17 protein-coding genes are annotated in these 19,071 nt (G+C 30.2%); 3 read left to right on the top strand and 14 right to left on the bottom strand.

Annotation, left to right across the window (positions count from 1 at the left end; genetic code table 4):
• Window positions 1-54: 54 nt before the first annotated feature.
• Window positions 55-972 (bottom strand): type I phosphomannose isomerase catalytic subunit, encoded by a 918-nt coding sequence (locus ELUMI_RS01980; RefSeq protein ID WP_025734133.1) that lies wholly within the window; start codon window positions 970-972, stop codon window positions 55-57.
• A 10-nt stretch (window positions 973-982) separates the two neighbouring features.
• Window positions 983-2,296 (bottom strand): methylenetetrahydrofolate--tRNA-(uracil(54)-C(5))-methyltransferase (FADH(2)-oxidizing) TrmFO, encoded by a 1,314-nt coding sequence (trmFO, locus tag ELUMI_RS01975; protein ID WP_198514030.1) that lies wholly within the window; start codon window positions 2,294-2,296, stop codon window positions 983-985.
• A gap of 321 nt (window positions 2,297-2,617) precedes the next feature.
• Between trmFO and ELUMI_RS01970 the strand changes: the two genes are divergently transcribed.
• From ELUMI_RS01970 to ELUMI_RS01960, 3 genes are read left to right on the top strand one after another with little or no spacing between them, the layout of a single operon-like run.
• The gene (locus ELUMI_RS01970; RefSeq protein WP_025734131.1) at window positions 2,618-3,232 is read left to right on the top strand and encodes a hypothetical protein; all 615 of its coding nucleotides are present in this window, start codon (window positions 2,618-2,620) and stop codon (window positions 3,230-3,232) included.
• A gap of 22 nt (window positions 3,233-3,254) precedes the next feature.
• On the top strand, window positions 3,255-3,752 hold the full coding sequence (locus ELUMI_RS01965) for a hypothetical protein (protein ID WP_025734130.1): 498 nt from the start codon (window positions 3,255-3,257) through the stop codon (window positions 3,750-3,752).
• Window positions 3,753-3,761: 9 nt separating this feature from the next.
• Window positions 3,762-4,433: a hypothetical protein gene (locus ELUMI_RS01960; RefSeq protein ID WP_025734129.1), complete on the top strand. Its 672-nt coding sequence runs from the start codon at window positions 3,762-3,764 to the stop codon at window positions 4,431-4,433.
• A 76-nt stretch (window positions 4,434-4,509) separates the two neighbouring features.
• Here the strand turns inward: ELUMI_RS01960 and ELUMI_RS01955 are convergent, their stop codons facing one another.
• From ELUMI_RS01955 to ELUMI_RS01900, 12 genes are all read right to left on the bottom strand, one after another.
• Window positions 4,510-5,322 carry a hypothetical protein gene (locus ELUMI_RS01955; RefSeq protein ID WP_025734128.1) on the bottom strand — a complete coding sequence of 271 codons (813 nt, stop codon included), beginning with the start codon at window positions 5,320-5,322 and terminating at the stop codon, window positions 4,510-4,512.
• A gap of 105 nt (window positions 5,323-5,427) precedes the next feature.
• Window positions 5,428-6,255 carry an ABC transporter permease gene (locus tag ELUMI_RS01950; RefSeq protein WP_025734127.1) on the bottom strand — a complete coding sequence of 276 codons (828 nt, stop codon included), beginning with the start codon at window positions 6,253-6,255 and terminating at the stop codon, window positions 5,428-5,430.
• Between the two features lie 343 nt (window positions 6,256-6,598).
• Window positions 6,599-7,264, bottom strand: a complete 666-nt coding sequence (locus tag ELUMI_RS01945) for a copper homeostasis protein CutC (RefSeq protein WP_025734126.1) — start codon at window positions 7,262-7,264, stop codon at window positions 6,599-6,601.
• 2 nt (window positions 7,265-7,266) lie between these two features.
• Window positions 7,267-8,406: a methionine adenosyltransferase gene (gene metK, locus ELUMI_RS01940; RefSeq protein WP_025734125.1), complete on the bottom strand. Its 1,140-nt coding sequence runs from the start codon at window positions 8,404-8,406 to the stop codon at window positions 7,267-7,269.
• Between the two features lie 218 nt (window positions 8,407-8,624).
• Entirely contained in the window at window positions 8,625-9,398 is a 774-nt protein-coding gene (locus ELUMI_RS01935) for a TIGR00282 family metallophosphoesterase (protein WP_025734124.1), read from the bottom strand.
• A 1-nt stretch (window position 9,399) separates the two neighbouring features.
• Window positions 9,400-9,726: a YlxM family DNA-binding protein gene (gene ylxM / locus ELUMI_RS01930; protein WP_025734123.1), complete on the bottom strand. Its 327-nt coding sequence runs from the start codon at window positions 9,724-9,726 to the stop codon at window positions 9,400-9,402.
• Window positions 9,710-11,062 (bottom strand): signal recognition particle-docking protein FtsY, encoded by a 1,353-nt coding sequence (gene ftsY, locus ELUMI_RS01925; RefSeq protein ID WP_025734122.1) that lies wholly within the window; start codon window positions 11,060-11,062, stop codon window positions 9,710-9,712. The genes ylxM and ftsY overlap by 17 nt, the downstream gene beginning before the upstream one ends.
• A gap of 72 nt (window positions 11,063-11,134) precedes the next feature.
• Window positions 11,135-11,827 carry a phosphate signaling complex protein PhoU gene (phoU, locus tag ELUMI_RS01920; protein WP_025734121.1) on the bottom strand — a complete coding sequence of 231 codons (693 nt, stop codon included), beginning with the start codon at window positions 11,825-11,827 and terminating at the stop codon, window positions 11,135-11,137.
• 12 nt (window positions 11,828-11,839) lie between these two features.
• Window positions 11,840-12,643, bottom strand: coding sequence for a phosphate ABC transporter ATP-binding protein PstB (gene pstB, locus ELUMI_RS01915; protein WP_420855232.1), 804 nt, complete (start codon window positions 12,641-12,643; stop codon window positions 11,840-11,842).
• A 50-nt stretch (window positions 12,644-12,693) separates the two neighbouring features.
• Window positions 12,694-14,808 carry a phosphate ABC transporter permease PstA gene (pstA, locus tag ELUMI_RS01910; RefSeq protein ID WP_025734119.1) on the bottom strand — a complete coding sequence of 705 codons (2,115 nt, stop codon included), beginning with the start codon at window positions 14,806-14,808 and terminating at the stop codon, window positions 12,694-12,696.
• Complete coding sequence (gene ptsS, locus ELUMI_RS01905) at window positions 14,801-15,907, bottom strand: phosphate ABC transporter substrate-binding protein (RefSeq protein ID WP_025734118.1); 1,107 nt, start codon at window positions 15,905-15,907, stop codon at window positions 14,801-14,803. Before ptsS ends, pstA begins: the two co-directional genes overlap by 8 nt.
• A gap of 98 nt (window positions 15,908-16,005) precedes the next feature.
• Window positions 16,006-18,987 carry an AAA family ATPase gene (locus ELUMI_RS01900; RefSeq protein WP_025734117.1) on the bottom strand — a complete coding sequence of 994 codons (2,982 nt, stop codon included), beginning with the start codon at window positions 18,985-18,987 and terminating at the stop codon, window positions 16,006-16,008.
• Window positions 18,988-19,071: the final 84 nt, after the last annotated feature.

The following is a 19,071-nucleotide window of genomic DNA, read 5'->3' as shown; positions in this document are numbered from 1 at the left end:
ATTTTTTATGTTTTGAAAGGATTTTAAAACATAAAAAATAAAAAGTAGTTGACACTACTTTTTGATTCAAGAAACCAAGATTTTCATCTCTCCAGTTGCTGTGATTTGTTCAATCGACCCTAGTGTGATCGCTGATTCACCAAGTTGAAAATCTTGGTTGTTAATTGTCCCTTGACCAGATAAAACCGTTAATTGTAATCAATATGGTTGTTCATCAATTTCAAGTTTTAAATTATTTTTTGTATCTCAAATATTAATTGAAAAATATTGGCTTGAAAAAATCTGTCCCGTTTGTTGTCTGACAATCACATCTTGTGAATCTGGAATTAAAGTACAATTAATTGAATCCTCAAGATCTAATCTTCGTGGTTGACCATGGTCATCCAAACGTTTGTAATCATAAAAACGATAAGTGATATCACTCGATCTTTGCACTTCACAAACAACAACTCCTGGAGTGATCGCATGCACTTTACCAGGTTCAACATATAAAAAATCACCAACTTGCACTTTCACTTTTTTTAATAATTTATCTCATTGATCATGTTCAACCATTGACTCTAATTCTTGTTTTGTTTTTGCATGATGTCCATAAATTAAATGAGCATCAACTGGGGCATCCAAAACCAATCAAGATTCTGGTTTTCCTAAACAATGGTGTTTTTTTAAAGCATATTCATCATCGGGATGCACTTGCACAGATAAATAATCATTGGGTGAAATTATTTTTACCAACAAGGGAAACTCACCTTGGTAATCACCAAATAATTGACGATTATCTTCAAAAACATTTTTTAAAGCTTGATCTTTAAATTTTCCTGTGGTTAAAAAACTCATTCCATTATCATGGGCTGAAATAATTCAAGCCTCACCAATATTTTTATTTAAAGGAATATCAAATCCCATTTTTTTCAATCCATTTCCACCTCAGATTTTTTCTGAAAAGAAAGGTTTTAATTTAATTATTTCCATATTTAACCTCTTATTTATTTTTAAATTCAATAATTCCTTTTATTGAATTTAAATAATTTTCCAACTCCATTTTTGATTTGGAAAAATAACTTTCTCCATTTCCTTCATCAAAAGCTTTTTGCATAATTCCTAAATTTGCTTTCATCGGTTTTAAATGTTTAATTTTTTCATTCGTCACATAATTATGTAATGCTCCCATCACTGTTGTTGAAGGAAATTTAGGTAATTTTTGGTTTGTCAGCGAAGCAATAATTCCTAAGCTAGCAATAATTCCGCTCATACTTGATTCAACATAACCTTCAACACCAGTGATTTGACCAGCGAAATACACATTTTTTCTGCGCATTACTTGAAGTTTATTATTTAAAATTTTAGGTGAATTAATATAATAATTTTTATGCATCACTCCGTACCTAACAATTTTCATATCCCCCATTCCTGGTAGTTGTGATAAGACTCTTAATTGTTCTGGTCATTTTAAATTGGTTTGAAAACCAACAAAATTATAAAGTGTATCAATTGCATCATCTTGTCTTAATTGAACAACTGCATATGGTTGAGTTTGATCTGGTTTTAAAAGGTTATTGGGTGACATTGGCCCATGCAATAAAATCTTTTTACTTTCTTTGGCCATCACCTCAATTGGTTGACAACCTTTAAAATAAATTTCTTTTTCAAAGTCTTTTGTTTGAACAGTTTCAGCTTGCTTTAACTGTTTAACAAAAGCATCAAATTCAGCTTCATTTAAAGGAATACAAATGTAATCTCCTTGATCTTGATTATGTCTTGAAGCTTGATAAACATAACTAAAATCAATACTATCTTTGGCAATAATGGGGGCTGATGCATCTAGATAAAAGAGTTTTTGTTTGCCAATTAAACGTTCAATTTCACTTTTCATTTTTTCACTTGTTAAAGGTCCGGTTGTAATTAAAGTAATGTCATTAACATCATCAATTGCATCCACTTCTTTGTAAATAACTTCAATGTTTGGGTGATTTTGGATTTTGTCAGTCACATAATCTGAAAATTTAACGCGATCAACAGCTAAAGCATCATCACTTGGAATACAAGTTTGATAGGCTGCTTCAATAATTAAAGAATTAAACATTTGCATTTCTGCTTTTAAAATTCCAACAGCATTTTTTAAGGATTTAGATCTTAATGTATTCGAGCAAACTAATTCGGCAAAAGAATCCAATTTTTGAATTGGATTCTTTTGCATAGTTTTAGATTCATAAAGTTCAACTTTAAATCCATGTTCTGCTAATTGATATGCAGCTTCACATCCAGCTAATCCAGCTCCAATAATTTTAATTTTCATAACATTAATATTATATTATGATTTAAGATTTGCAATTAGATTAATTGAAGTAATTTTAAATGATGGAACGAGATTAACCTTCAATATAGATAGTCATGATGTTAATATGAATTTATATTACTAAAATCTTGAAAAAATCAGGAATTAATGGGCATTTTTAAGTTTTTTTGTTAAAACAAGCAATAATATAAATATAAATCGATAAAAATAACTTATGCAAAAAGTTTATGTATTTTAAAAAATGAATAAAGAAAAACAACAATTAAGAAATACATTCTTTCATAAAAGTTAGTTAATGGTATTGTGAAAAGAGGTTAATTTATGAATAAAAATGCAAAAGGCATAACTGTTTCAAGATCTGTTTGAATTGGTATTGTTGCTTTTTTAACATTGACACAAATCTATTTGATTGTATTGAGTGCAATTGATGATCAATTCGGTTTATGAGGCATAATTGAATTTAGCATCTTTCTTGTGATTGGGGTTGCTTATTTAATTAGTTTTGTTTTATATCACAAAGATATTATTAAAGGTAAGATTTGAAAATATTTATTTCCTAATAAAAAACCAGTAATTTATAAAGACGTGTTCAAATTAAATTGAATAAATTTTTTTACTAGCCAATTGTGAATCGCCTTAGGAATTGCGTGTTCATTTATATTACCATTCGATAAAAATGGACCAGCATGATATCAAGGAGCTCATCTTCTTTGAAGTTTGGTTATTACATGGTTTATACTTGGTGGATTAGGGATGATTGGGGCAATTGGGGCAATTATTACAAACTATAGCCAACGTGATTGGAAAAAATATACAAAATATTTTGCTTTGCTAGGTTTAGTTCCTGGAATTGCATATACAGTTTATGAATTTTGTAATCGAAATAATAGTGAAGAAAATGAATTAAATCTGTTAAACATAAATGATAGTAATTAAGAAAAACAAGAAGGAGGTAATTATGAATAAAAAAGGCATAAGTATTTTAGGTGCTGTTTGAATCGGTTTTGTTGCAAGTTATACATTTGCATGATTTTTGCCACTAACGATGAGTCTCATTCCGGATGGATGAGGGTCAGAAGGAGTGATAGTATCTAGTGTTGTGTTAATGTTAGGGACCATCTATTTAGTAGGTTTTGTTTTATATCACAAAAATATTATTAAGGGTAAAATCTGAAAATATTTATTTCCCAATAAAAAACCATTAATTTATAAAGACATGTTTAAATTAAACTGAATAAGTTTATTCCTTAGCATCAGTTGACTTATTTTGGCTTTTGCTTTATTTCAATTATTGTGAAGTTTTGGGGATAATATAAGCGATTGACCAATTCCATTATTGGTTATTGTTATTGTATGATTTGTCATTGGATTCTTAGGTTTTATTGGTTCTATGGGGGCAATTTTGACAAATTATAATCCGGATAATTTGTCAAAATTAGGAAAATATTTTTCCTAATTAGGTTGAATGTTTGGAATTGTCTATGGAGTTTATGAGCTATGCAATCAAGAAGAAAGTGAATTGAATAAACAATTTCTTCGAACTCAACAAAGATTAGAACAAAATACTGGCATTACAGTTTTGGATTCAACTTGATTAATGATCGTCTTTAGTTTTTGAATCAGTTCAATAATTTCAATTTTAACGGGTGCATTACTAGACAAAACATGAATGACTATTTGAGGATCTATTTTGTTAATATTTACAACCCTTTATTTAGGCTTATATTTGATGTACAAAAAAATGAAAATAAACAATAAATTTTTAACTTTAATTTTTCCGAGAGAAAAATTAAAAATAAAACAAGATCTTTTATTTTTGGTTTGAGCAAATTGCATATTGGCCATTATTGGAATCGCTTCAAGTGTTGTTTTAATTGTTGTTGGTAAACTAGGTGGTGTGCATTTGATTTCGATTATCTTTTACATGGTTTTAAATGTAATTGCCATTTTTTGCGGTTTGGGCATTTTTTATATTTCACATTTTTTACCAGTCGAATTTAATGTTTATATTAAATATTTAGCATTGTTTTGTTTCTTTATTGGAACCATTTATGCAATCTATATGTTTTTGAATATAGACGAAATCATTCAAAAAATATCTTATTCAGAAGACCATTTAAGTGAAGATTCTTTATAACAAAGAGCTATTGATTAATCCAAAAAAAAATGAAAATTTTTGTTAAAAAATGCAATGAATTTAGTCATTGCATTTTTTATAACATAAATTCTTTTCTTTTAAAGTTTCAGCAAGATAGATATGCCAATACACTAATTACGGCAACATTAATCCCCATTGAACCAATCACCCAACCCAAATTTGTGTAAGCCCCATCAGGTTTAATAACTGCTACAAGTAAGGAATTAAGATTGAAGTATTGAATATATCCCCCTAATTCAAGACCAACTAATGTTTTTAAAATTTGGAATATACTTAGATACAAAAATATCCCAGAGTTGATAAGTCCGGTCACACGATCAAGACTCGAAAAAATAACGGTCACAAGGATGTAAATTGTTGTAAACATTAATGTAAACAAAATTATGCCAAGCAATTGTAAAACTAAACGTCCAAAATGTTGGTTGGCATCAACTGCAACTGCAGAAGTAATTAAAAAAGGTAATAATGATGGAATCAAAATTATTAAAGTAACTGACCAAAGAAAACATATTTTTGAAAACATAATTCTATTTCTTGATATGGGAGCAGTCATTCATAAATTGATTTGTCCACTTCTTATTTCTTGACCGATCATATTTCTAGTTAAGGAAAAACTTAATAAAGAAAAGAATAAAATTCTATATAAATTAAATCAATTTAAAGTTCCTAAAATGCTTGTCTGATGTTCCTTACCAGTAGCTACAATAACTATATTGCGATCAGTGATTGATGAAAGAATCGGAGAAAGAAACATGATTGTACTTAAACCTACAAAAATAATTCCAAAAATAAGAATTATTTTTCAATTATTTTTGTAATGAGCAATCATTAAATGCATGTTTGGGAAAAAGCTATTTATTTTTTTCATAATTTTTTGTTCTTTCCATTTTTTCTATGCTTATTTCAATTTTTAAATGTTCCTTACATTCAAAATTGAAAACCAAGCATTAATATTCGTATTACTCTATCATTTTTATCCCATTAAATCTTTTCTTTTGAAAATGAAAGACGGTAAATAAGTCAGTCCACTAATTAAAGCAATATTGATGAACATTGAACCAATAATTCATCCAAGATTTTCACGATATAGTTGAACATGATTATATGGGTCGCTATTATAAACCCAAACAAGCAATGATTTAAGATTAATGTATTGAAAATATCTAGATCATTCTTGACCCAAAAATCCAAAAGCAGTAAAAACAATCATGTAAAGAATAATCTCAGCATGAATCATACCAGTGACGCGTCCCATATTCGAACACGCAAGAGCAATTGATGCAAAAAGTGTTGAAATCATTAGTATGAACAAAACCATTGTTAATAATTGTGCAATCAAATCCCCAAAATTTTGCCCAGCATCAACTGCTATTCCTCCATAAATCAAAATAGGAATCAAAGATGGGGCAATGATAATTAAATTCACACATCAAATAAAAACTATTTTAGAAATCATAATTTTATTTCTTGATATTGGAGAAGCCATCCAAATAGTAATTTCCCCTTTTCTTATTTCTCGCCCGATTACATGATGAACCATAACACTACTAATAATGGAAAAGACCACAACACTATACATTGTAATCTGATTTAAAACACCAAGAACACTATAAGAGAATTCGTTTCCAGGAAAGACAATTGAAATTACATGTTTTGGGCTCAGTTGTGTTGCAAAGAGAAACAGTCAAACATTCACAAATAAAAGCCAAACAATCCCTCCAATAAGAAGAGATTTTCAATTACTTTTTAAATGGCAATTAATGATTTTCGAATTTGGTAAAAATGAATTTAATTGTTTCATATAAAAGCCCTCCTGGACCAAAAAATTTGGATCTGTTCTTTTGTGATTAAAAATTTCAATAAATAGTATATTTTCTTTTGTTAAACTTACATTTTTAACATAAAAATTATCTTTATTACATAAGGTTATAATAGCATTTTCATTAATTTTAAAGTTTTAAACTCAAGGAAAAAATAAAGTTTTATAACTTATGTGTAGTTTTTTTGAAAAATTTGCATTATTTTATGAACTTAAGCAAGAAAAAACTCAATTATTTCTTGGAGAAAATCACAAGAAATAATTGAGCTATCTAATTACAAAATATGCTTTTATAATTACGATTTTTAAACTGCAATAAAAATTTTTAATTACTTAAAATATCTTGCATTTGGTTAATTTTTTCAATTGAAATTGGTGCAAGTCAAGATTTTGTTTCACGAACTGCTGTTCCAACATGAACAGCATCAACGACTTGTTTAATGGCTTGGATATTGTCAAAACCAACGCCACCTCCAGCTTGAATTGTCACTAAGTTCGCTTCTTTTAAAGTTTTTAATAAATCTAAAGACTCATTAATATTGTCTCTTCCAGAAGTTAAAACCATCTCAACACCTAACGCTTTTAAATCTTTCAACCCTTGTATTTGGTCTTCGACTTCTTGAAAAGCACGATGGCAAACAATTTGTTTGCCTGGTAATAAATCGATAATTTGTTTAAAACGAATTTGATCAATTTTTTTATCCGGGGTTAAAATTCCACAAACAACTCCATTAACTTTAGTTGAGGCAATATATTTAGCATCAATTAGCATTTGATTAAAATCTTCATCTGAATAATTATATCCACGGTCATGTGGTCTTAACATGACATTCACAGGGGTTGAAGAAATTTCACCAGCTTGTTTGATTGTTTCATAACTTGGGGTTAAACCTCCACGTTCTAATTCAAAACAAAATTCAATTCTGTCAGCTTGGCTTTTGTTGATTTGTTTAATATCTTCGATATTTGTTGCGATTACTTCTAATGTCATTTTTACTCCTTTAAATATTTAGCTAATGTTTTAGCTTTATCTGTTTCTTCTCATTTAAAATGGTCCTTACCAAAATGACCATAAGTTGCGGTTTTTAAAAAGACCGGACTTCTTAAATCTAATTCGTTGATCATCCCAGAAACTGAAAAATTAAATTCAGTTTCTAAAACTTTCATAATCACTTCATTGTTCACATGATTGGAATTAAAAGTATCAAAGAAAATTGAGATTGGTTTTGGTTTTCCAATGGCATAACTTAATTGAATTTCAATTGTGTCAGCCAATCCGGCTGCCACGATATTTTTTGCTGCATAGCGAGCATAATATGCAGCACTACGATCAACTTTTGTTGCATCTTTTCCAGAAAAAGCACCACCTCCATGGTGTCCATAACCTCCATAAGTATCAGCAATAATTTTTCTTCCTGTTAAACCAGTATCACCTTTTGGTCCACCAATGACAAATTTTCCTGTTGGATTAATTAGGACTTTAAAGTCTGTATTTAATTTATGACGTTTGGCAATGACATCCATAATGTGTTCTTTGATAAAGGTTTTAAATTCAACTTCATCATAATTTGGGTCATGTTGGACTGACATTAAAACTGTATCAATTTTAGGATGATGACAATCAGTATAATCTAGTGTAACTTGTGATTTCATGTCTGGTTTTGCCCATTTGAATGTGCCATTTTTTCTTAATTTTGAAGCTAAATGCATTAAGTCATTGGCGATTTTAATCGCAAATGGCATGTATTCTTTGGTTTCTTTATTGGCAAAACCAAACATGATTCCTTGATCACCCGCCCCAATTTCTTGACCATCAACCCCCATTGCAATATCAACAGATTGGGTGTTGATTTTGACAGCTATTTCCATTGATTTATGACTGACGCTAAATATATCATCATCATAGCCAACTTTTTTCAGAATTTTTCTGGCAATTTTTTCATAATCAACCACGGCTTTAGTTGTGATTTCTCCACCAATCACCATGTAGTTATCTGTGACAAACACTTCACATGCAACTCGAGAATATGGGTCTTGTTCTAAACAAGCATCTAAAATTGCATCACTTATTTGGTCACAAAGTTTATCAGGATGACCTTCACTCACTGATTCACTTGTAAAATATTTTTTCATTTTTTCTCCTTTTATTTTTTATATTAACTAAATAAAAACCGCCACAATGTTAAATAGGCGGTTAAATAATACTTTTGAGATTTCTGCTCATTGACGGTATTACCCCCTAATTTAAGCACCCATCTTAATGGGTTGCTACCACTTCTGTAAGTTTTTTCTTTCAGTGGTTCTTAATGATTTTTATAACTTTAGTTACTAAAAAATGATAACATAAATTTTTAATTAATTAAAATTCTTTTAATATCTATGGCTTTGTTGGTTTTGTCATCAATTTCGATCACAACAGCACCAAAGCCAGCTTTATTTTTCGAAGGTTGAAATCTTGATGGACGTCCTGTTTTTTGTTTAAAAACAACTTCATCAGGATTAACCCCAATAATTGAATCACGAGGTCCAGTCATCCCAATGTCAGTGATGTAAGCAGTTCCTTTGGGTAAAATTCTTTCATCAGCTGTTTGAACGTGGGTGTGTGTTCCAACAAATCCTGTAATAATTCCATCATAATTTCAAGCAAATGCTAATTTTTCAGCAGTTGCTTCAGCATGAAAATCAACTAATAAAATATCATATTGGTTTTCATTTTCTTTTAAAAATTGATCAAAAACTTCATACGGATTATTGACCGGATCCATAAATGCAGTTCCTAATAAATTGACAACAGCAATTTTTTTCTTTTGGAAGTTTTTGATCACAAAACCGTTGCCAGGATTGAAGATGTTCATATTCAAAGGTCTTAAAAGGTCAGGAGTATTTTTAATATAATGCACAACATCATCTTTGTCAAAAATATGGTTACCACTTGTAATCACATCAACCCCAATATTTTTAATTTCTTGATAATGTTTTTGGGTGATTGAAGCTCCGTGCGTGACATTTTCTCCATTTACAACAACAAAATCAATATTTTCTTTTGAAACGATGTTGGGTAAATATTCTTTTAGCGCTGCACGACCAGGGGCTGCGTACACATCTCCGACCATTAAGATTTTCATATTATTCTCCTTTTAATTCTTGAATTAAATTTTTAACTTCTGAATTTTGACTATTTTCATATTTTAGCATGATTTGATTGATGTGCTTTTCTTTTTGGTTCAGCCCTAATTTGGTTTCTAAGTCATTTAAACTTAAAATTGTTTTTTTAATTGAATCATGAATTGCTGCTTTAGAGACATTAAATTCATCAGCAATTTCTTGCAAAGATCAGTCTTCATCAATATATAATTCCAAATATTTAGTTTGTTTTTCAGTAAGAAGATTTTTATAAATAATGAAAAGTTCAGAAATTTCTAAAGTTTTTTCTAAATTATTCATCAAGATCATCGTTTTCTAAATTTTCATCCATAAAACCAGCAACTAAGCCATAAACATATTCTTCAACATCAAATTCGACAAGGTCATCAACTTGTTCACCAATTCCAATCATTTTGACCGGAATTGATAATTCATCTTTAATGGCCAGGGCAATTCCACCCTTACTTGTTCCATCCATTTTAGTTAAAATAATTCCACTAACTTTTGTGACTTGGCTAAATTCTTCAGCTTGAATGACTCCATTTTGTCCAGTTGTTGCATCAATGACTAATAAAACTTCATGCGGAGCACTTTTGTCAAATTTTTTGATGGTATTGTGCATTTTTTCCAATTCTTTCATCAAATTAACTTTGTTTTGGATTCTTCCAGCAGTGTCAATTAAAACAATATCAAATTTTTCTGCTTCTGCTTTTTTGATTGCATCAAAAATAACAGAAGAAGGATCTTGATTATTTTTTCCTTTAAATAAAACAATATTTTCTTCTAAACGCGTAGTGGTTCATTCTTCTAATTGTTCAATGGCTCCAGCTCTAAAAGTATCTCCAGCTACAATCATCACTTTTTTATCTAATTCAGCATAGTAATTTGATAATTTAGCCAAAGATGTTGTTTTACCAGTGCCATTAACTCCCACAACCATAAAAATATTCATGCGCCCATCAACATAATTTAGTTTTGTGTCACCTTTATGTTTAATATCGTAAGCTTTGTATAATTCTTCAACTAATAATTCTTTGATGTCATGAAAAGAATTCGTTTTTTTGCTACGTTTTTGAATGCTGTTAGAAATGTTCATGACCATTTTCATTCCCATATCAGTTTTAATTAAAACTTCTTCTAATTCAATAAAAAATTCATCATCTGCTTCTTTATATTTTTTGGAAAGTTTTTTAATATCTTTTGAGAAAGTAAGTGATGATTTTAAAATCGCTTTTTCAGTTTTTTCACGTTTTTTCTGTTCTTTTTGTTTTAATTTCAGCTCTTTTTGTTGCTTTCTTAATTCGCTTTTAGAAAGTTTTGGTTTTTCTTTTTGATGCGACATTTTGTTAAACAAAACATTTAAATCAGTTGTTGAAACTGGACCATGGTCAAAATACCCAGCTTCATGATCAACAGAATCAACAGATTCTGTTGGCGCTTCTGTTAAATGTGCAATGTGTTTTTCGTTATATTCTTCAATTGCTGATGCTGAATCAGCTGACAAATTATTTGGTTGAATTTGGTTCGCAACTTTTGCTTGGCATTCTTCAATTGCTGCCATTTCCGTTACTTTCTGATTAATTTGCTGATTATCAGTTGTTGCTTTTGCTTCTTTTTTTGCTTTTCAATTAGCTCAAAATCCCATAATAATAATTCCTTTAACTTTCTATTATTTATTTTACTCTAAAAATAAAAAATAAAAAAAGACTTGAAAGTCTTATTCGTCATCTTCATTCGGTAAATCTGGGTCATTGTGAGTTAATTCAACGAAACTTCCAGTCCTAATAAAGACTAAAATTTCTTGAATACTAACTAAATGATCACCAGCTCTTTGTAAGTTTTTTAACTTACCAATTTGCTCAAAATATACTAAAGCATGAGCATCAGTTTTGGCTGATCTAATTTTATAAAATAAATCAAGGTTAAACTCATGAAATTTATTGTTCAATTCTTGTTCAATTTCAATGACTTTATTTTTTTGGTCACTATCGTAATCGTTGAACAATGCTGAAACAAGGTCCAACATTTTAATCACCATATTAAACATGACAATAATTGCTTGAATATCTTCTTTGGCTGGTGTGTATAAAACGAAATATTTACAGATTTTTTTAGCATAATCAGCGATAATTTCGATTTCACGAGCAATTAAGATTGAACCAATAGCCATTCTTAAATCTCCAGCAGTTAAGCGTTGTTTAATGATTTTTCATAAAGCAATATTGGTAAAAGCATTTAACATATCATTAATTTTTTGATCATTTTGAATGGTTTTGTTCGCTAACTCTAAATTGTCAGTTTGAACAACTTCAAAAGCTGACGCATATTGGATTTTGGTTTCGTAAATCATTTCATAAATTAATCTTTTAATTTGTTCAATGTCACGATCTAAGATTTTGTTGATTGACATTATTATTACCCCCTATGAGAATCTTCCTGAAATGTATTGTTCTGTTAATGGATTTTTAGGATTTGTAAATATTTTCTTGGTTTTGTTGTATTCAATTAATTCACCTTTGTTGAAAAAAGCAGTCATTTCACTAATTCTTGCTGCTTGATCAAGTGAGTGCGTCACCATCACAATTGAATATTCTTTTTTCAACTCTAAAATCAATTCTTCCACTTTGATTGTGGCAATTGGATCTAAAGCTGAAGTTGGTTCATCAAGTAAAATGATTTTGGGTTTCATCGCAATTGCTCTGGCAATTGAGAGACGTTGTTGTTGTCCCCCACTTAATCCTAAAGCTGGAGAGTTTAATTTATCGGCAACTTCTTCTCATAAAGCCGCTTTTTTCAAAGAATCTTCGACGATTTGATTCAAAACATTTTTATCTTTTACACCTTGAGTTTTTGGACCATATGCTACATTTTCATAAATCGAAATTGGGAACGGATTGGGTTTTTGAAACACCATTCCAACCTCTGTTCTTAATTGAGTGACATCAGTTCCAGGGGCAAAAATGTTTTGATCAAAAACCGTAATTTCGCCTTCGTAAAGTGAACCTTCAATCAAATCATTCATGCGGTTGATTGAGCGAATTAAAGTCGATTTTCCGCAACCAGATGGCCCAATAAATGTTGTAATTGAGTTTTCCTTAATTTTCATATTAATGTTTTTTAAAGCATGAACCTTACCTTTATTATAATAGAAATTAAAGTCCTTAATTTCGATTATGTCTTTTCTTTGACTAAAGGGGGGTAATTTCTTAATTGTTTTTTCATTTAAAGTTGTCTCCATGAGACTGTCTTCTCATTTATTGATCATTGATGTTGACATTATTCATCCTCCATTTTAATTCTTTTGATGTTAGCTCTTCGTTGTTTTGATCCATTATATTTATTCACAATATTTTCTTTTGAAAGTTTAAATTTAACTTTATTTCAACGACGTTTACCCGTTCTAATAAAATTATTTCATGAGTGTTTTAAAGAGAAATTTTTTCATCATTTAATAAAATTCTTAATGCCTTCAAAATGAATTGCATGTGTCGTTCTTAAGATTGATGATGATAATTTAGATGAAGCAAGATTTAATGTTAAAACTAAAATGATTGTAGTTAGTGACATTAAATAAGCAATATATTCTGATTCTCCAACTCCACCACCAGCTGCAATCATGTAGATTCCAGTTGTTAGGGTCGCTCCCGTTGATAAAAATCCTTCTGATGGCATTCTGATCGCGGTTCCAAGGGTTAAATAAATTGGGGCTGATTCTCCAATGATTTTAGCCATCGAAAGCAGAATCGCAGTAATAATTCCCTCCATTGCATTTGGCAAAGTAATTTTAAACAAAATTTTCATTTTGTTTAAACCAAGCGCTGCTGCTGATTCTTTATGTCCAAGTGGCACTGAAGTTAAAGCATCTTCAAAATTGGAAATTAACATTGGTAAAACCACAATCGTCATCGTCAGGGCCGCGGCCAGAACAGAGAAAGGTAATTTCATAATGACAATAAAGAATGATAACCCAAAGATCCCAAAAATAATTGATGGGGTTGAAGCAAATAGATTAATAATAAATCTAAATGATTTAGTGATTAAACTTGATTGTCGAGCATATTCTGAAAGATAAATAGCAGTTGCTAGTCCAAGCGGAATTGCGAAAAGTAAGGTTGCCGCAATTAATAGTAGGGTTGTGAATAAAGCAGCAATAATTCCACCTTGATCATTGATCGAAACAAACGCTTCACTATATTGTAAACCAGCTAACCCTTTAACAGCGACAGTCCCAATAATTCAAAACGTAAACATGACAATAATTGCTGTTGATGTTCACATCAACAAGAGCATAATCGATGAGTGAATATTTTTAAAAATTTTGTTTTGCGAATGAAATTTAACAAAACTAGTTAATTGATAATCATCATAACGTTTAGTAATTTTTAAAGGTTTAATTCTATCTGCTTTTGCTAATTTTTCTTCATGTTTAATTTTACGATTGATTTTGAAAGTTTCAAAGTTTGAAAGACTCAAAATAATTAAATTAATCACAAAAACTAAGAAGAAAAGAATTAATCCGATTGCATACAATGCAGACTGATGATCTTTACCACTTGCTTCTAAAATTTCAATCCCAATGGTTCCAGCTAAAGTTCTCACTGACGAGAATAAAAATCCACCTAAACCTGAAGTTGTATCAAATCCACCAACTGAATTTCCAGCAATCATCATGATCGCCATAGTTTCACCAATCACTCGACTCATCCCCATGATGATGGCTGAAATAATTTTAGTATTAACAGATTTACGAATAATCCCAAATGTGGTTTGTTCTTTGGTTACTCCAAGACTTAAAGCTGCAAAACGATAAGTACTTGGGACAGATTGAACAGCGTTATAACTTAAAGACACCATTGTTGGAACTGCCATAAATGTCATTGTGATGACAGCGACCATTAAATTATCATTACTTGGTGCTCCCATCATACGACATAATCACCCAATTTGTTCACGAGCGAATAAACCAAAAACAATTGACGGAATTCCAGCAAGCAGTTTAACAATTGTCATCACCATTTTTTGAGTTCTTTTACTTAAATATTCTGAAATAAATAAGGTTGAAAAAATGGTGATTGGAACAGCAAATAACATTGTTAGTGCTAAAAGCACTAACGTCATAAAAATGATCGTTCCAATTCCATATGATGGGTTGGCTTTATTTGTTGGATCTCAATTACCATTAAAAATGAAATCTAAAAATCCAACATTTTTGAAAATAGTTGTTGATTTAGCGACAACAAAAACAACTAAAACCATAAGGATTAAAAGCACAGCTACAGTTAATAAATAAACAGTGCCTTTGACACTACGTTCAGCATTCGAAGTTTTGATTTTTGGTACTCGAGCTGGAAAAACTTTAAAATCATCGTTTTTCTTTTTAAACTTAAACATTATTTACCCCCTTTTTTTCAAGAGGGCGATCTAGACCTTCTTTTATAAATGCTTCATCTAAATCCGGATTAGTCCCCAATCAATATAAAAAGTCAGTAATTTTTCTTAATTTCTCTTTATCATCTTGGTTTTTGAACACAGCATTAAATGGACGTTTTAAAGGATAATCTTTTAAATCTACATCAATGTCTCCTGCTCTTGTTGGATTCACATTTGGATTATATTTTCTATTTCTTAGAGCAATAGTTATACTTTTTAAATAAGCATAATCATTTGCTTTTAAATTTTGAGCATAACTTTGTGAAACGTATCCAATCGAACCTTTTGATTGTGCAATTTGATAAAAAATTGAACCATTATTTGAATACGTATTATTTGCTATCCCGATTGGAATGTTTCCCATGCTTTTTTCAAATGAACTACGAGTTCCAGAACCTGGATCTAATGTGTAACTCTCGATTGGTAATGATTTCACTTTTTTAGCAGCATCTTGTAAATTTGCTTCTGGATATTTATCAGCAATTAGCTGTGCTAATTCATTTCATTTTAATCTATGGCTAGTGTCCTTGGCTGAAAAAATTGGTCTAATAATTTCTTCTGGAGTAAAATATTGACTTGATTTTGCATTCTTGATTTCAATAATTAATTTTTCTTGAAATCTTTCATCAAAACCTTCCACAGGATTATAAATTAAGACAAGCGCATCTTTTGCAAAAGTTAGTTTATGATATTTTGATGCTTCGTTTTCAACATTTTGAAAGTATGTTTCTTGATCAAAATTACCTGCCTTAAAATAATCTTCATCATCTTTGAATTTATAATCTTTAATTTCTGTTGTTTTTAAATCACGTGATAAAAAACCAATGTCATAAACATCTTGTAACATATTATTCATTCCAGCTTGACTTCCTGTTGAAGAAAAAATCAGTGAACCATGTTTTTGGTTTTGATAAATACCTGTTGAACGTTGCAAAATAAGGTCAACACTCGCTGATCCTCCGATGCTTAAATAATCTCTTTGAATTGAAAAAGTTCATACTCAAAGTCCAAGCATAATTGCAACTACGGCAAGAAATATCAATCGAATTTTCTTTGTCATTTGTTTAAATAGCTCTCCTTGTTGATTTATTGTTCTTATTTAAATCATAGTGATTATAACAAAAAAGCCATTATTTTACACAAAAATATGGCGTAAATTTAGGTTGTTGGTGATTCTTCTGCCACCATTTTTTTCGCATCAATTAATTTAATTTTGACAATTTTAGTAATTCCCTTGGTTTCCATGGTCACACCGAATAAAATATCAACATTTTCCATTGTTCCTTCACGGTGAGTCACAACGATAAATTGAGTGTGGTTGGTAAAGTGTTTAATATATCTGGCAAAACGTTCAACGTTGGCGGGATCAAGTGGAGCTTCTGCTTCATCTAAAATCACTAATGGTAGTGGTCTTGCTTTCAAAATTGAAAACAAGACAGAAAGTGCCACAAGTGATTTTTCACCACCAGACAATAAGTTTAAGTTAGAAATTTTCTTCCCTGGTGGTGAAACTTGAATATCAATTCCAGTTTCTAGAATATTTTCAGGATCTGTATAAATTAATTTAGCAGTTCCCCCACCAAATAATCTTCTAAAAGCTTCAGGCAATGCTTCATTAACATCATCAATAACTTTTTTGAATTGGGTTTCCATGGCAATATCAATATCATGAATAATTGATTCTAGTTTTTCCACAGCTTCACGAATTTCTTTAGTTTGAACTAAGTAATAATCATGACGTTCTTTTTCTTGTTGATATTCAACAATGGCATCTAAATTCACATTTCCTAAATCACGTAAATCGTTTGTTAGTTGAATAATGCGATCACGAACTTCTTCTTCGTTTTCAAATTGAACTTCTTCCATTTCCAACGCAGTATCACTTGTAATTCCGTACCCTTCAGTAAGACGTTTTAATGATTCGATGTTACGAACATGCAACACTTCTAATTCTGCACTAACTTTAGATAACTGATCTTTTAAGTCTGAAAGTTCTTGACGTTTAACACTATTTTGTTCATTCAATTCTTTTTGACGATCAGCATATTTATTTTTATTTGCCGATAAAGCATTAATTTCAAGTTGAGCATTATCTCTTTCTAACTCTAATTTTGCAATTTCTTTGGCAAATTTAATTGATTCAAGTTCATTACTTTTTGTATTGTCATTTGGGTCTAATGATTTACCTGTAATGATTTTATAATCTTCAGAAATACTTCTCAATTGATTAATCATTTGATTATATGCATCAATCGAAACTCTAATTGTTGATGATAAAGTGTTGATTTCATCGCGAGTTTTATCACGATCATTTTTTACATCATTTAATTGTTGGTTTTTGTCTAATTCTAATTGTTCAAATTGTTGGAGTTTTTCTGAAATTTCTTCTAAATTATTTTCTGATTGTTGGGTTTGAGCAAAAATATTTTGGTTTTTAGTTTTTCCCCCAACAATGGCTCCATGCGGTAAAATTCTTTCACCTTCTAATGTTACGATGTTAAATCTGTAGTTGATATTTTTCGCAAGCATGATTGCAGAATCATAATTATCAACAACAATAATTGTTCCCAAAGCATAATCTAAAGCAGCACGATATTGTTCGTCAATTGTGACGATATCATTGGCAAAACCAATAAAACCTGGTTGTTGTTGAATGGCTGTTCTTTGTGGGCCTTGAATTGTTGATGGATTTAATGTGTTTAAAGGTAAAAATGTCACTCTTCCTGCTTGATTTCTTTTCAAAAATTCAACAGCACGTTTCACATCATCTGATGTTTTCATCACAACTGAATGCATTGATGCAGCTGCAGCCACACTAATTGCAACTTGATGTTTTTCTTGAACTTGAACCAAACTCATTAATGTCCCAATCACCCCACCGATGGTTTTAGCATGATTAATAATCGCTTGACTTCCATAATTAGCATTTGAAAAATTACTAGAATGTTGTTGTTTTTCTAGATTTTCTTTTTGCATTTTTAATCTTCAAGCATTCTCACGAATTGAATTAACTTCAGCATATAAATTTTCAAATTTATCTGATAAATAATCATATTTTTCTTTAACTTCAGTTAGACGATTATTTCATTGTTGTTGTTTTTCTTTTTCAATTTGAACATTAATATTTTTTTCATCAAATTCTTTTTTGTATTGTTTTGCTTTGATTTCATCAGCATGATCATTTTTATTTTGATTGTTTTCACGACTTTCAGCATCATTTTTTTTAACTTTTAATTCTGAAATTCTTTGCACTAATTCATTAAATTTATCATTTAATTCAAACATGCTTATTTCAGATGTACTTGTTTCGTTGATCATTTCTGAAAATTCTTTTTCAGAAAAATTAATATCATTTGATAAGATTTTAACTTTTTCAGTTAAAGCACTTTTTTGAATAGAAAGTTGATCAATTTTATTTTTGAAAATTTTCACATCGCGTGTCAAAATTGCAACTTCATATTTTTGCAATTCTTCAATTTTTGATTTATATGCCAACGCTTTATTTGATTGTCTTTCAAGATTAGGAAGTCTGCGAGCAATTTCGTTCATCAGGTCTTCGACACGGTTCAAATTTTCAACAGTTTTAATTAATTTTGCTGTGGCTTCGCGCTTGCGTTTTTTGTACTTAGCAACACCAGCTGCCTCATCAAAAATTTCTCTTCGCGCCTCTGCTTTTGCTTCAGCAAAAGTAGAAATTGTTCCTTGAGAAATAATTGCAATACTTGACTTTGTTAAACCAGTTTCAAGCGCTGCATCTTGAATATCTCGCATTTTAACACGTTCGTTATTAATGAAAAAATCACTATCACGTGTTTTCTTATTAAATTTTCTGGTAATTTCAACAACATCTTCATCAATGGTTGAAAAAACTCGGTTTGAATTATCAAAAACCAAAGTTACTTCAGCAAAATCTAGAGCTGGACGATCACTACTTCCTGAAAAAACAACATCATCTAAATTACTTCCACGCAATGATTTTGCTGATTGTTCACCCAATGCTCAACGAATGGCATCAGTAATATTAGATTTACCCGAACCATTAGGTCCAACCACTCCAATCATGTCGTGACTAAAATCTAAGATGGTTGGGTCTGCGAAAGATTTAAAACCATGAGCACGAATTTGCTTCAAAAATGCCATATTCTCTCCTTTAAAAAAATTATTATACTCATTCATTATACCAAAGCAAAACCAAATAAATATAAAAAAGGGATATGACATCCC

The organism is Williamsoniiplasma luminosum, from assembly GCF_002803985.1.
Lineage (GTDB): Bacteria > Bacillota_I > Bacilli_A > Mycoplasmatales > Mycoplasmataceae > Williamsoniiplasma > Williamsoniiplasma luminosum.
The sequence above is the reverse complement of the archived record's forward strand: the minus strand, read 5'-3'. Positions and strand labels throughout refer to the sequence as shown.